Source organism: Pedobacter sp. MR2016-24 (assembly GCF_026239655.1).
In the GTDB taxonomy this organism is placed as follows: Bacteria; Bacteroidota; Bacteroidia; order Sphingobacteriales; family Sphingobacteriaceae; genus Pedobacter.
The window spans coordinates 582165-598618 of record NZ_JAPIVO010000004.1; the positions used below are offsets into that span (position 1 = coordinate 582165).

The following is a 16454-nucleotide window of genomic DNA, read 5'->3' on the forward strand; positions in this document are numbered from 1 at the left end:
TAATAAAAATATAAATTAATTGTTCGCTATTATGACATACAGAACATTATGTGATGCCGGTAAAAATATGAAGGAATACAATATCCATCTGGTCGTTGATATTCTGCGCAAAGAGTACCCGGAAATAGAACTTAAGATCCGGCAGCGTATAGACGATGATATTCCCGGAAAAGTAGATGACCTCTCGCATATACCGGAAATTATCAGGTTATTTACGCATATACGTGGTATTGACGATGTGGTAATGGCTATTGTACGATATGGCAATAAAGAGATCTGGGAAAATATAGATCTGCTCCTTGCTGTAGTCATGCTGTTTTATCATCCTGAAAAAGTGTTGCAGCTGACTGACGAAAAAGCAAAATATGGTGTAATGAGTGCCATCTCCAATGTGCTGCAATGCAGTAATAAACTATTGCAGAGGCGTATTTCACAGGTGATCGTCTCCTTTAAAGCTTACAAGGCTTTCAGGGAAGAAACATACAGAATCTACGAACTGATAAATGAGACAAAGAAGCTAGTATAAAGCCTTTAACTATAAAATTTTAACGAAAGCTGGTCAATACAAGTTGGCATTCTCATAAAATTTATAATCAGAATTAAAGATCGTAAATTTACAGTATTCAAATAAACAGATAAATATATCCTCGTCATGCCAGTATTTGTGCTGGCTCCGTTTTGGTTGTTCCTGCAGATTTGTGCCGTGCCGCGACTATTTAGAAGCAGGGGGACGATTTGCGCTGCTGCAGGTTCAGTCACAACAGGAAAAGAACAGGATTAAAAAAATAACAGTCGCGTTGATGAGATCAAAGCTGTCTTCATTTCGTTCGGAATGTTCCTTATCAGCATATTTTGAAATTACCCTGTTAGGGTCAAAATCAGACTTTAAAAGATTTAGTAAACACGGTTAATGGCCTTTGTATTTCGCTTAAAATTCAGTAAAAGAGCACACTAAGGTAAATTTATAAACACATAAAATAGAAAGATCATGAATGTAAAAAAGGAAGAACTGGTGGGACTGGCACAATCTATAGGAATAGAATATGCAGCGTTGATGGCTTTTATTAGTGTGGAAAGTGGTGGGAAAGGTTTTATCAATGATCGTATTGTAATTCAGTTTGAGCCATCATGGTTTAGAAAAAAAGCACCATTTGCACCATCCGGTTTATGGTCGCTGAACAAAGTAGAAAATCAGGATAAAGAATACAAAGCTTTCAGTAATGCCTTTAAAATCAACAAAGATGCAGCCATGCAATCCACCAGCTGGGGGCTGGGTCAGATCATGGGTTTTCATTATGGACGCATTGGATTTAAAACAGTTGATGAAATGGTAGATGCCTTTAAAACAGGTGAATACGAACAAGTAAAAGGTATGGTGAAATTCATTGCCAGTGATCCTAAACTGCTGAAAGCGATCAGAGAAAAGAACTGGCACCTGGTGGCCACCTATTATAATGGTGGCGGTTACAGGGAGCTGGCGAAGAAATATAACAGGGAGCCTTATAACATCAGTATGGAAAAGGCTTATCATAAATATGGAGCGTAAGAATGAGCATAAACATACCTACACCAGAGAAGATGCAGAAGTATCCCTGGGGTGTAACTGTGGTGTCGCTGTTTGCTGTTGTCGTATTACTCCTTTACCAGGTACTTCATAAAACAGATTGCGATGAATGTGAGCAACGATACCGCTCAGAAAGGAGTAAGAATGATCTCCTTACCACCGCATTGCTGATTAAGAACGGAATCATCCTGCAGCAGGCCGTAGAGGCAAAAGAGAAAGACAGTACCATTACCAGGAAATTGAATAAATCAAAAGAAATAGTTAAACGGAATTAGTATGAAAAATTTAAAGTTCTATCTGGTCATAGCGGCCCTAATTATTGGACTGCTCTATGTTGGCTATCAGTGGTACCAGGATAGCAGGTCGCTCAAAGTTTTTGAGGCCACTAAGCGGGAGGTGGCCAAACAAATACTTACCGGAGCGAAGGAGATCAGCAGGGTAGTGAAGGCGAATGGCACTGAAGCAGTGCTGCTGGATATTACCGGGAACCGGACTTCAAATAAAAATGCCGATAAAACCGACATTCCCGACATCGTAGATACCGCAGCACTGGCACTAGATATCCGCACCAAGCAATTGAAGGAGGTCACACAAATCGCGGCACAATATAAGGCAGAGAACCTGCAGTTAAAAGCACAACTGGACTCCGGTCATCATCTTTACTATACCTATGAGGCGAATGGTTTAAAATTAAAATTTACACCACCTTACGATACTGTAAAAAATGCTACGGCTGATTTCCTGGGCACATTTGGGGTTACCCTGGCGCAGGGGTATAAAAGACAATGGTTCCTAGGCAAGGAGAAATCGCTCCTGTCTGTTTCTTCAGACTCTCCCTACTTCAAGATCAATAAGGTAAACTACGTGGGCTTTGACCGTGCACCCCCTGATTTTGGTCTGCAGGCGAAGTGGAAGGCATCTTTTAACAACATTGCCGGACCTGCGTCTGGTCCGGCTTTGAGTCTGAAGTTAGGAAGGTTCGATCTGGAAGGAGATTTCCAGTACTATATCAACAACAAGAGTTGGAGCTGGGGAGCTTCAACGGAATTTACAATTGGAAAACTTTAATCGATACAACAAATGCCAAACTCAGTCTGTCTCTTCGGTCCTGCATTCTCCCTTAAAGGCGATTCTCGCTTTACGGGTCAGGATGTCAATTTCCAGCTTATTTTTGATGACCAGTCCGGTGCAGACGCTGTGCTGTACACCGAATGGTATCTCGATGATATTCTGGTAACCGGACAATCAGCAATCAATTTTGCTGCTAAAATACCCTGTGGAAGTCATACCATCGGTGCCAGGATCTTAAGCCATAATGGCTGGTCAGGGATCAAAACACTCACCTTTAAGAGCTGTATGGTGCCGGTGTTGCTCTATATCGCAGGTGCAAATACCCTCAATGAAGGTGAAAGTATAAACTATACGGTATTCCAGAATTACAATGACGGAACTACCGATAATGTCACTGATCAGTATACCCTCACCAGTACTGCAGGTGGATCTTTTAATGGTTCAGTTTTCACTGCTGCAGTTGATGATAACAACTATGAGTCGGTTGCCGTAACCATCAGCGCTGTAAAAGATGGCATAACCGGAGCTACCAAGCAGGTGACAATTTACAATACCACACCAGTGACTATTACCGCAGTCCGTCTTACTGGACCTGATACGGTGAACGAAGGGGCCGCTGTAGATTACAGTGTGATGGCGACTTATTCAAATGGTACACAACAGGATGTTTCTGGTCAATACGTTTTTAGTACACCAGAAGGTTCTTTTTCGGGAAAAAAACTGACTATCCCTGCAAATACGATAACCGGGGATACCCGTGCCTTAACGATCAGTGCTTCAAATACCAGTGGTCAGACCCTGACCAAAACCATTACAATTACTGATACAAGTGCCGTGACCATTGTTTCTACGAGCCTTAGCGGTCCTGATTCAGTAAATGAGGCGGCATCTGCAGATTTTAGTGTTACTGCTACCTATTCTGACGGAACACAGCAGGATATCTCCGCTCAATATATTTTCAGTGCAAACGATGGTGCTTTTGCTGGAAGGACATTTACTGCCAGTTCAAACGAAATCATAGGCGATACCCGAACGGTGACCATCACTGCATCCGCTGCAGGAAGTTTCACTTTAACGAAGAACATCACTGTAGTTGATAAAACGTTTAAAGCAGGTGTGCTTGTGGTCGACTTATATAACAATACCAGCCTGAATGTGATTGGTATTATAGATAATCCGGAGGTGATCAATAATCATGTTTCTACTTATACCGGTAACAATATCATGCCAGCAGGAGCAGTTCCGGCGCAGGCATTGATTCTGGCATCCGATCTGAACAGTGGTGCAACTACATCCTGGAGGTTTACGTTTAACCTGGCTAAAATGGTTGCCCAGAACCCCGGAACTACAGATTTTGTGATGTATATCAAAGGACGTGGCGTAGGCAGTGGTTCATTAAATGGTGGCTTTTCATTGAGAAGTAATGAAGCTCAAATGGTGCTTAACGGAAGTCCGGGTTCATATATGCCTAGTGTAACGAATGGCAAGAATGTACAGGAGTTAACCCCGTACAGGGGCACCGTTGTGGGAGGTGCAAATGGCAGTTATGCAGAAAGTGACCTGACCAACATCATCAGGTTCGTTTACAATGTTCCGAATGACAAGGTGACTGTTACCACTGATTTCTAATACAAAAGATTAAGCAGGTATTGATGTGCTTCATATGCGCAGGGGGGAGAAGACTGCCCATGATTTTTGTAATCCATCAAAAAGATTATGATAGGATTGCTCATTACCCGATACCTGTAAACGAATAAAAATTGTAGGATTTAATAAATGTATAAACAAATATATGGCGACCGATTCTAATAACTACATGTCAAAGTATAAGCCCAGGTCCTGTTTTTTTACAGCCCCGGCATCTATTGGACAAAATGATGCACAGGCTTTCGGCCCTGTAGCATCCCCTTCTGCCAGCAATAAATTCAGACTCACCTCTAAATTTACGTCGGCCGGTGCAAAAGCCTTTGCTGTTTGTAAAGGTGTTGTGCTCATCCAGCCTCAAACGGGAAGTAATGATACTGTAAATCTGATCATCAGGCCTTACATACAGCCGATATCGGGTTTAAATATCAAGTATTTCATTTATCGTGGAATTACGAAGTCCAGTTTTTTTGATGGTGAAAAAGTGCTGGCTGCAACAAGTAGTACTTCAGATTTTATCAATAAGATTAACGCCAATTTCACTGCTTTTCATACCAAAACAAATCCCCAAGAAGAAGTGCCGGACTTTATGGCTAAATACATCGGTTTTGATCCGGCCAACCAGCCGGATAATCTGAAGCTCGATGATTTCTTTTTTAAGCAATCCGATTATGTTGAGAGCGCGGGCGAATTCATTGAAGCACAGGGAACTGCATTTGAATTGCCATTAATCGATATGGGTGCGACCATTGGCGATTTTAAAGTTGGCGAATGCGGTATCGACATTGTTCTGAGTTATGGTGATTATGCCTTACCAGATGGCAGTGACGAGTTTGTCTTTGATCTGGCCTATGGCAGAGCTAAGGAATCCTTGATCGATATTTCAGGCATTTCTGATGCTTTTCAGCAGAAGAGAAAACGCGAGCAGATCTTCCAGTTTCTTGATGCAGCTGCATATTATGGTTTCCACAGTATAGAGGGCGGCATTGTTCATACTTACTCTGGTGGCGTAATGGTTGATAAAAAAGGAAATGACATTTATAATGATGTAGTTTCAAAGTTTTTCACCAGGAACAATGTGTATCTGTACATCCAGAGTGACAGGACCAGGTCTTATAATTTTTACGGGAATTATGCTATTACAGAAGGGAGCCCGGAATCTTTAAAATTTGGTTTAACAGAAGAAGGCCTTGCTGAGAGAGTATATGGTACTGATGGCTGGCCGTTGATTATTGAAAAAAATCCGCAGGTAAGCAGTGATGGTCGTAATAAGATGTTTGTACAGTTTGTCACTGATAACAATGTGAATACCATGTTGTATGGGCAGGTGGCACAAATAGATAATGCGCAGCATAATAATTTTTGTGGGCCTGATGATCTCAAATTACCCGTTGATCTGGATGCTGAGGAAACTACAGATCCTGGATATACTAAAATTATAATGCTATCTAACCCTGCAACCGGAACTGAAAGTAACAAACTTAATGTGGCTACCTTTAATATTCTGTTATACCAGGGCAAGACATATAATTATACATTAGAACAGATTGTAGATGAGGAAGGTCAAATCACCAGTACATATGGCCAGCCTAATTTCTTCGATGATGTATTTAATTTGATTACTGGAATACCCTTGCTTAAGAATATTACTGATTCAGAATATTCTTTATTGGCATCGCAAAAAATACGCTTAGTTAATCATGTTTACAATGGTATGCAACATGGGATAACCGCTGTACAGACAAATATTGTTAAAGATGTGATTGATACGGGTACAGAAGAAATACCAACATTAAAGCGAGTTACATATATTACACAACCTATCGATATCTTTACCTTGGCAGGTTCATTTACAGCTTCTATTAGTAATGATATAACATCTTCCTCCTCTGCTTCAGTCGCTTCCAATTCTGTTAAGACTTATGATCTACCAAAACCATTATATTATGATGTTCTGAATTTTACAGATTCAGCAAGAACAATAACAGGAATCCAATTAAAAGAAGCAAATAATATTAATCCTAACCGGACAATTTTAGGACTCACAGAAGTCGAGAATGATCTGTTAAAGAAAGCTATACAAGTAAATCAGGTAATTAATGCAATGCTGATTCTTGTTAGTTTTTATAAAGAGGGTAACGAATCGCTTTCTTCAGAAATCATCTTATATCAAAAATATAAAGCTGGTATAGTTGGTGAGAATAACGATGGGTATCTAGAAATTTATATGCCAGAAAATGAAATAATTCTCTATTCAATAGATCAAAAATATCTTTTCACAGATGACTACAGTAAATTCATGGTAAAAGAAACCATCGACTCAATTCTGGATTCAGATATATACTTATAATTTTATGGCAAAAGCAGAAATATTAAAAAATGGTAAGGTTGTCCGCAGTGACAATTTTACGAATGAAATTCGTCATGATTTAGAAGGCTTCTTAATAGAATTTTCAATTGAGAATCTTACCTATATTTATAGAGAAATAACTCATTTTAAAACTGGCGATATTCAGAGTAATAAAATTACTTCTGGCTATTATCAAAAGCTTGTATTTCTGAATTATATTGCAGGAATAGAGAGTTTGGAAAAAGTTAAGAATACTGATTCATCAAAGGAAGGTAAAATAGTATATGCAACTAAAGGAGATAATCTGGCGATTCGAAAACTCTTAATCCCTTCGTTACCATATAAAGGCTATTGTGAAGTCTCTTCCTACAAATTTCTTTATGACGGTGACTTAACTAAGGTTCTTAATGATGATTTAAGTATTCGAATTCCACAAGAAGTTGAAGCAGATCTAGAAACTGTGGAGTTACACATTCAATCGTCTATTTTTTTAAAAAATAGGATGGTCTTGGCAAGTACTTTTGCGGATGTGGAACAGAATTCAGCTGCACTTTTAATAACTAAAATTGCTCTTGTAATTAGTATGATTAATAAGGATATATTCCCCTTATTTGATAATGGTACTTCGGAAGAATATAAAAACTATGCCTTAAAACAGAATGAATTTTGGCAAACAGGTTTAATACTTGATTTTCGTACATTGAATGACCTCGATAGTTATTTAAATAATATCCGAAGATATTATCGAAATACATATGTAAACCAATTATTGATTACACAGTCTAATGGTAAAGATAAGCTGTATTGGTTAGCCAAATCTTTATCGCCTATTACTTTAAGCATAATTCCACCCAAGCAACGTATTGACATTTTGGAGGTGTTAGCATTAAAATCTAGTCTGGATGATGATAACCAAGAATATGCCTTGAATATCGTGAATTCTGTAGACATAAGTAATCAATCAGAAGTTAATGAATTTTTAGGAGCATTGATTTCAAAAAAATATGTCACAAATTCCAAGCTTCCTCCATATACTAACAATTTATATAGCTTGTTGTATATAAAAATTGTAAACCATCTGTCTATCCTTAAGAGTACATTTGAGATGATTGGTAGTAACAAATACAGTAAGGATAACAGAACAAGGTTTGCAACAGCAATTTTATTATTATGGCAAGAGAGTAAATATAATCCTTATAAAAATTTGACGACAAATGGTGAACCGGATTATAGTTTAATAGATGACTCGACTTATGATTACGATAAAAATTTTAATCATTTTGCTTTAATTAATTATAATTCCAGAAAAAGTAAATTTGGAGTTTATAATGATAATTTTACTTTTGAATTTGATCCTAATGGAAATGGTATTTATTGGATAACGGCGAATAAGGACTTCACATTATCGGCGGCTACTTCACTTAACCTATATCAGCCGATGACATTACTTTCCTATCCTTCCGAGACTGATACCTCAATTCAACTACCCCAAAAAGACGGAGAATTTAAAGGAGTTGTTCCACTGTTTTTTTTAGCCTTTATTGATAGTGATGGTGACAGTAAGGATTTTGATACTAAAGTTGGGATTATGGTAGATGTCGCTGCAACTTTTTCTGGTATTGGGGCTATAGCGGAATTGAGGTACATAAGATATCTATCAAAATTAGGTCAATTCCTGGTTATTATAGATACTGTTTCGATAGCTGCATCAATCTTAAGTTTTTTATTAAGATATTCCGAAGATTGTAATAATTCTCCTTTTTGTGAGAAGCTTAGAACTGTTTTGTTTTATATTGAAATTATTTCTTTAGTAAAAGACCCAATCGCGATTGCAAAATCTAAAAAAGCTGCGCAAAATTTAGTCGAAGAGGGGATAGAGAGTGGTTGGCCGTCTGGTATGCTCAACGAAATTGACGGATTTACTCCAAAACAAAAAATTGAGCAATTAGCCGGAATGGATATTGCCGATTATTTGAAAGCTTATGTGTCAGATACAAAAAGTACACTAATTCAAATAATTAACAGAGAAAATGCATTCCTGAAAACGATTGGAGCAGAGCATAGTTTGGTTAAATACTATAGTGATTTTCAAATGGAAGAAATTTTAACCTACGCAGCTGGTAAAGGATTGTCTAAAGAAGATGGAATGGGTATTCTCCATCAGGCTTGTAGAAAAAGACCTGTAGAATTTATCGCCCCTATTAATTTACTAAAAGATCGAATGGATCGATTGGTTGCTGTCAGAAAAAGAGGTTTTCCGTTCACTTTCAGTAGTTTAGATAGTTTTGATGATTATGCAAATAATAAAATTGGAGTTACTTTGGATAAATTCGGGCTAGCCAAGGATAAAGTTTACTATACAGGTTCCAGCATCACTTCAGAGAGTAGTATTTCAGGAGGTATATTTGATACGGATTGGTCAGTAAATTACTCTTATATTGAGATGGAAAAACTAGTTGGAGAAATGGAGAAAAGATTTATACGAGCTCACAACCTCGGAATCATTAAAAAAGGTAAGGCAAATGAATATAATAAAGCTATGAAATCTTTCTTTAAAAAAAATAGAGTCCTACATAAGAGATATATAGTTGCTATTGAGGACGGTCATTTGGTTAATATAAGGCAAGTCATAGATCGGGATTTTCCAGATGTTATAAAATCAGATATTACACCTGTTTTAGAAGATCTTAAAGCAGGATATCCAAGAATTAAGTACAAGTTTAAATAAACAAGATCATGACTATTTCATATAAAAATTATTTGGGCGAGCCCATCACTGTTCAGCAAGCTGATGCTCTGGATGACTACAATAAAAACTATTATGATGACAACAGCTTGATAAAGAAGATAGAGCATTACGAAAAAAAAATAATTTCTTCTTATACATACTATCTAAGTTCAAACGAGACACTGTCGGTGGTTTTGGACGAATTTAAGAATGAGCGTGTTGATATTATTACTAGGTCTTATTTTGGATCGTACAGAATCGAAGAATCAAAAGACTATACAAAAAACACCTTGAAGTTTTATTTCAGAAAGCTTTATGATAGTAATAATAATTTAATTTGCGAACAAGAATTTAGTATAAATGACTTGACGGTAATACCAGCAAAAACTGAAAAATATCTTTATGTTGTTGGCGAAGAATTATGTGCACTTGGTTTTGAATATAATGAGGACGGGCTCGTAAAATATATTTGGGGTCAATGGGTAGAGAATACCGATAAAAGGTGGACTGGAGGAATTTACAGTGCAGAGATTTTTAAGTATTTTCCTACCCTTTTTACTGATCATCCTTATTACGCTAATTTTGAGTTTTTGCCTAATGCCAATGTATACTAGATTCTAGTATAGTTTATTCAATTCCTAATATTCAATTTTTGGAAAAAGTAATTTTCCAAGTGATATTGGTATGCCTAGAATAAAACAATCATTATTCTTATTTCTTTAATGAAACAAATTTATTAATAATATATAGATTATGCCGAATAATTTAACTTCTACATCGAACTCATATTATCCTACTTTGTCTGAGGTAATATCCATTGATGATTTACCAGAATTTTTACATTTTGCAGAAGACGGCCTAAATGTATTACTGGATAAGATCCACTACAAAAACCTACAATATTCAAAAAGCTATAATGGCGATGCTGCCTTTTATAGCCTGGATATAGTCAGCAAAAATATAGGACTTGATCTGCCTTTTGGTTTAAGGTTTATCTTAAACCCAGATGCTGATGGAGATGCAAATATTTCATCTTTCCCAGTTTCCCTGCAATATCAATGGGAAGTTCTGGCATTTCTGAAAAACTTTAACATCGAGAATTTTTCATTCTCTCCGCAGGGATTTTATGATCTGGGGCTAAAGATTTTCAAAATCTCAGAAGATCAGGTGATCGCGCAGATCCTCAATTATTTTATTGACGATAGCGATCTTGCCGGATCTAAATTTCAGCTGCTAATTGATGAAGTAAATAGTCTGTATCCTGTCGCAGGTTTAACCTTACCGGCAGATCAGGAACCTACGGTAGATTCAGTTGCTAAAATGATCAGCGAGAATCCAAATATCCCTGAAAATATCTCTGAGATCATGTTCATTGCTTATATTTTGAACACGGATCTTGATGTGATGAAGGAGAATTTACAGCGATTCTATGCTTTAATGGTTCCTGATGGAATTGAAGACTACATCAAAAAGATGCTCGTTCCAAAAGTGAAAGCAACTTTACAGCTGTCAGCCGGTATTGAATTTCCTCTGAATATTCTGAAACCTGTTACTGCAAATGGTACGCCGATTCCAAACGCGAAAACAGTGTTTAAATTCGCTGAGGCTACATTTTTTGTAGACACAGAATCAGGAATAGGTTCAGATCTGGAACTTGCAGGTTCACTAACTCCTGAGTTTTCTCAAATCGGAAATACTGGATTAACCATCGGCTTTACCGGAGCTAAACTCGACCTGAGCCGTACAACAAATATCCCTGAAGCAGATGCTGTGGGTTATCCGGTAGACTTTACAGGGTTATACGTTAAACATGCTACGATAGGCTTCAACGGTTTCGGAAAGGACGATACGACAAAGGTCAGCGCCAGAGTGAGTGCCGACGATCTGTTTATTGGAACAGGTGGCGTATCGGGTAAAATTGCTTTGGAATCAGATGGACTGCTTTACCGTAAGTTCGGTAATTTTGGAGTTGAGCTAAATGCTTTTTCTGTTGATTTTAGACAGAACGCCATCTTGAACTCTGATATCAGCGGGAAGCTGATACTGGGTGGATTTAAAACAGGAGCGGAACCTGCGGTAATCAATATTGATGCACATATACATGGTAATGGCGATTTCAATATCACGGCTAAGCCGAACAGTGATTTACTGACAATCACTTTACCGGATGTACTGGAGATTGCGATCAGAAGTCTGGAGATCGGAAGGGAAGAACGTGGCTTCTATGCAGAAGTTGCTGGACAGCTGAGTTTCATAGCTGACCTGCCGGGATTGGGTAAGGTATTGCCCAAAGGTATAGAGATAAAACAACTGAGGATTTGGGACAATGGGGACCTGGAGTTCAAAGGCGGTGGTCTGGTAGTACCTAAGTCTTTCGGTTTAAAAGTTGGACCTGTGAAACTGGAAGTAACCAACATGGGTATCGGTTCTTACAGCCGTAGCCTCCATGAGATCGAACGTAGTTACCGTTACTTTAGTTTCGATGGTATGATCAATACAGGCAGGGCAGGAGTACAGGCCAGCGGTAACGGGATCAAGTTCTATTATACGGTAGATAACAATAACACAGATAAACCTTTAAATACTTTTGTAAGTATTGACGGCATTACCATAGATATTTCTGTTCCAGGAAATGTAAGTAAGGATGATGCAGCTTTCCTGTTAAACGGACACCTGAGTATGAGCAATCCGGACCCGGCAATTACGGGTTCAAGTGCAGGTTCAGAATATACGGGAGCAGTGACCTTCTCATTACCCAAACTTAAATTGGCAGGAACGGCTAAAATGAGGCTTCAGCCACAGATACCAGCCTTTGTGGTGGATATCGGTATGGAGCTGGCTACGCCTATACCACTGGGAGCTACAGGACTAGGGATTTACGGTTTCAGGGGACTGATCGGGGAGCATTATCTTCCTTCAAAATCTGCTACCACGCCACCTTTGCCGGATTCGGCATCCTGGTGGGATTATTACAAAGCCAAAAGTACCTTAACGCAACAGGAAGGTATCGAGATTGACAAGTTCGCTGATAAAGCCGGATATTCGGTTGGTGCAGGTTTGTCAATTGCAACATCGTTTGACTCCGGCAAGGTTTTCTCCAGTAAATTGTTTTTACTGCTGGGATTGCCGGATGTATTCCTGATGCAGGGACAGGCGGGGATCTTAAGGTCCAGAATTGGATTGAACGACAGGGTAGATCCTCCATTCAGTGCTTTTATTGCGATCGACAGCAGCTCTTTCCGTGGAAACCTGTCTGTAGATTATAAACTGCCTGATGAGGGAAGTTTCAAAGGTAAAATCTTCTCGCTGAGTGGTGGGCTGGACATGGCCTTCTTCTTTAACAATGCATCTGGATGGTACCTGAATGTAGGTAAAGATCAGCCGGAAAGTGCAAGGGTAAGAGCAGAAATACTAACCTTGTTTAAGGGATATGCCTATATGATGCTCTCTTCAAGGGGTTTCAAGGCAGGTGCAGGTGCAAGGTTTGATTTTAATAAAAAATTCGGGCCTGTAGCTGTAGGTATTGGTGCCTCGGTGGATCTGGCAGGCTCAGTGAGCTTCAGACCGGTACAAATCGGTGCAATGATACAGTTTGGTGGTTATGCCTACATCAAAGTATTGTTCATTAAACTGGGATTATCGGTACAGATCACGCTGGCGGTAGAAGCACCACATCCTTTTAATATTACCGGGGGGCTGGAAGTACAGTTCAGGGTTCTGTTCAAGAAGATTAGATTCAGACTGGAAGTAAGCTGGCATATCAATAATGATGACAGTGTATTGAGGCAACCATTGCCGGTACTGGAACTACCTGATCCTTCGATTGGGTACATGCCTGCAGCGGCAGTGAATATCCTGTCGAACGAAACCTTCCAGCTGAACTATGTTAATCGCCAGATCACTGGAAGTGCAAGTATTCCTGCACCGGGCGACGGAAGCTGGAGGTATAATTTCAATGATACAAATGCTGCGATGCAGGTGACCATCCCATTGGATAGTTATATCGACATTGAACTGCTTAAACCGGTTAAACCTGATTTATTGAAAATCGGTGGTGCGGGCAATCAGTTACCTGATGGTTATTCTGAAATGGTACCACCTCAAAAGGGAATGAGTAACCAGGTGCGTCATGAATACCAGCTTACGGGACTGGATATCTATGCATGGCATGCTACAGGATCAGGGACAGGTTCATGGCAGCCTTATAATGTATACGAAGCAGTGTCGGCGATTGTGAACGAAAATGCTGGTGCAGTTAACCTGAGTACATTGAAAGCCGGGTACTGGCAGTTTGCGGAGACGAACAAGTACAACAAAATCCGTCTGCTTTCTCAGAATATGTTTAGCTATGTAAACCAGTCGACCAGCGATTATTCTGGTCTCGATGCCTTAAACTTCCAACGTAAGGATCTGTTCTGCTTTGAAAAGGTAATGAAGGAAGCGGTGGTGGACTGGACTGCACAGCCTCTGGAAACAAAATATATTTCAGGAAGTACAAATGCAATTCAGGGGGTGTCATTTAGCTTTAATGGTACCAGCGGAACAGTTAAAAGTGAAGCTTCATCTGGAAAGAACAGCTTACAGATGGAGGTTAACGACGGAGTATTGGTCATTACGCTACCAAAACCTGTAACTACATTAAATCTGGATTTTGGAGAAAATCAAAGCGATATTCAGGTAGATTTTATTAAAAAGGTACAATATCGTATATTATTTGGCCGCACCTATACAGCAGACAAATACATGACTCCTGCGTTTCTTTCGAAAGCTGAACAAAATACGGTAATCCGTTACAATGACATCAATGAACCAATTGAAAAAGTGTCGATAACGCTGAAGAGCGGTAAGAAAACTGATCATACGGGTAATCTGGTGCTGGGAGGTTATTATCAGTTCCCGGAACAGTACATGGCCGGAAACGTGATTCCTACACCGCATGAAGAAGAGATGGAAAAGGCGCTGATGTTTGCTGCGATCTATAACAGAGCGGTTAAGGGTGAGGAAGTTCAGAACGGAACTTATGGATCTTTAGCAGGAACTGTAGGAAAATGGCCGATGGTGAACACGCTGGATACACAGGGTAATCATGCCGGGATCCTGACAGGAAGTCCTGATCGTATAGCAGGTTTCTATGCGCCAAATAGCGGGCAGGAGCAGTTGCAGACCATCAGGTCATTCTCAGGAAATTCTGATGCGGTGGTTGTTCCTTACAAACCGGATCTGAATGTAGAATCGGGAAGTTTTGCGGTTGAAGTAACGGCAGTTTTTAATCCTTATGTGCCGGGAATAAGTACATTAATGCACAAGGTAAAAGTAGATCCCGTGACTGGACATAAAAAAGGTTTTGCTTTACATCTTTACCAGGATACACCGGCTGATGCGGGAACGGTTTACGCAGATGATGAACATATCCCTTCTTTCAGCGTTTGGTTAACCACTTATGATGGAACAGCAAAATCAGGATTAAGAGTTGCTGCAAAATATACTTTGGATTGTGCTACAGGTAAAGTGGAAGAGAAACAATACAAACATATCCTGGTTTCGGTCGACAGAGCTGACGGGACATTGACTTTTTATGTCGACAGAATGGCTAAAATGATTTCCGGAATTCCGGCTGAACTGGGACTGGTATCTGCAGATCCTGCAGTAACGTACCTGAATCAGCTGAGTTATCTTACTGAGGAGCTTCAGCGACGTCAGGAGGAAAACGGAACGAGCAAAGATAAGCTGCTAGAGGAAGTACAAATAATCGGTGACAGTCTGAACAAGACTATCCAGCCGGTATGGAGACCAAATACAACTTATGCAGTGGCGATTAAAACACGTGATGTAGTGGATGGAAATACTGGTGCGTCGATTGAAAATACACATATCTATGGCTTTAAAACTGCTGGCCCGATCGGACACTTCCAGCAACAGAGCATGGCTTACCAGGCTTTACTGGCGGAAGACCGTGCGGCTGAGTTTAAACTGGCCAAACTGCAGCATTATATTGATTATGAGCGTTCTTTCCCTGATGCCCAAAGCAGATATGACCTGAGTAAACCGGTACTTTACCGCAATCCAAAGGTGAACCTGTTTTTTACGAAGCCTTATATCAATGCAATGTTTGCAAACTGGGACAGCTATTTAGGAATGCCAGCGGTTAACAGCCGACTCCAGTTACAGGTTTTTGATCCTTTTGGTGTACCGGTAAGTCCTGAACTGGTTTGGGAGCAACTGCCTGATATGGAAATTGATGTCAACAACTTTAGATCACTGCCTGTTGATCAGCAGATCCTGTTCCTGATGAACCTTTCTGCTGCGCAGGATTCATGTAATGAGGATCCACTGGTAATTAAAAAGCGATCGAAAAGAGGAGCTTATCAATTGCCTGATCTGGAACCGAATAGATTATATACTGCTTTGTTTACGGCTATTTATCAGCCTGACGGGGAAACAGAACAACAGTCGGAAGTGCATAGATTCAGCTTTAAGACATCGCTCTTTGCCTCTTTCGAAGAACAGGCAAAAAGTTTTGTCCTAAATGACACACCTGGAAGTGAACAATATGCGGTTTATCCTTTGCAAGTCGGATTTACGCAGGCAGAGATTGACCAGAACTTGAAAACGCTGGTTGATGATCAGATGGAAAATGATCCTGAAGTGGTGTTCCAGTACGCGGTGAAATATGACAGACTGGTCTACGGTGGTCTGAAACTAAAAAATCTGGTGCCAGTCGCGACTACGGTAATTGATCTGGTGACGAACGTGAACCCGGACAATGCGGAAGATAAAAAGATTCTGGGCATACTGATCAGAAATCCGGAAGCATTTAATGATCCGAAGCTTGATTCTTCATTGTTGGCTGATACGGTACAGTTAACGCTGACTATAGCTCAGAACAATACAGTGATCAATCCAGATCAGTTCATTTATATCCATTCGCGTGATACTTCATCCGTCTTTATCACCAATGCCGCAATGGATATACCAGGAGGTCAGATCCAGTTAGCTTTCCGTCATAAACGCTTTAACGGAAATGATTACCAGACCGAACATGAAGACTATATCAGTCCGCAGATCCCGGTCGCAATAAATCTATAAAAATAGGTCAA

9 protein-coding genes are annotated in these 16454 nt (G+C 39.7%); all 9 read left to right on the plus strand.

The features are described from left to right. Positions 1-31: 31 nt before the first annotated feature. The 9 genes from OQX62_RS13515 (at position 32) to OQX62_RS13555 (ending at position 16443) form a co-directional block, all read left to right on the plus strand. On the plus strand, positions 32-526 hold the full coding sequence (locus OQX62_RS13515) for a hypothetical protein (RefSeq protein WP_265832065.1): 495 nt from the start codon (positions 32-34) through the stop codon (positions 524-526). A gap of 462 nt (positions 527-988) precedes the next feature. Further along, positions 989-1546 (plus strand): N-acetylmuramidase family protein, encoded by a 558-nt coding sequence (locus tag OQX62_RS13520; RefSeq protein ID WP_265832066.1) that lies wholly within the window; start codon positions 989-991, stop codon positions 1544-1546. A gap of 2 nt (positions 1547-1548) precedes the next feature. Next, positions 1549-1839: a hypothetical protein gene (locus tag OQX62_RS13525; RefSeq protein WP_265832067.1), complete on the plus strand. Its 291-nt coding sequence runs from the start codon at positions 1549-1551 to the stop codon at positions 1837-1839. 1 nt (position 1840) lies between these two features. Next, positions 1841-2632, plus strand: a complete 792-nt coding sequence (locus OQX62_RS13530; protein WP_265832068.1) for a hypothetical protein — start codon at positions 1841-1843, stop codon at positions 2630-2632. A gap of 12 nt (positions 2633-2644) precedes the next feature. After that, positions 2645-4264 (plus strand): hypothetical protein, encoded by a 1620-nt coding sequence (locus tag OQX62_RS13535; RefSeq protein WP_265832069.1) that lies wholly within the window; start codon positions 2645-2647, stop codon positions 4262-4264. A 187-nt stretch (positions 4265-4451) separates the two neighbouring features. Continuing rightward, positions 4452-6629: a hypothetical protein gene (locus OQX62_RS13540; RefSeq protein ID WP_265832070.1), complete on the plus strand. Its 2178-nt coding sequence runs from the start codon at positions 4452-4454 to the stop codon at positions 6627-6629. Positions 6630-6633: 4 nt separating this feature from the next. Beyond that, positions 6634-9357, plus strand: coding sequence for a hypothetical protein (locus OQX62_RS13545; RefSeq protein ID WP_265832071.1), 2724 nt, complete (start codon positions 6634-6636; stop codon positions 9355-9357). Positions 9358-9365: 8 nt separating this feature from the next. Next, complete coding sequence (locus tag OQX62_RS13550; RefSeq protein ID WP_265832072.1) at positions 9366-9971, plus strand: hypothetical protein; 606 nt, start codon at positions 9366-9368, stop codon at positions 9969-9971. A 139-nt stretch (positions 9972-10110) separates the two neighbouring features. Beyond that, the gene (locus OQX62_RS13555; RefSeq protein WP_265832073.1) at positions 10111-16443 is read left to right on the plus strand and encodes a hypothetical protein; all 6333 of its coding nucleotides are present in this window, start codon (positions 10111-10113) and stop codon (positions 16441-16443) included. Positions 16444-16454: the final 11 nt, after the last annotated feature.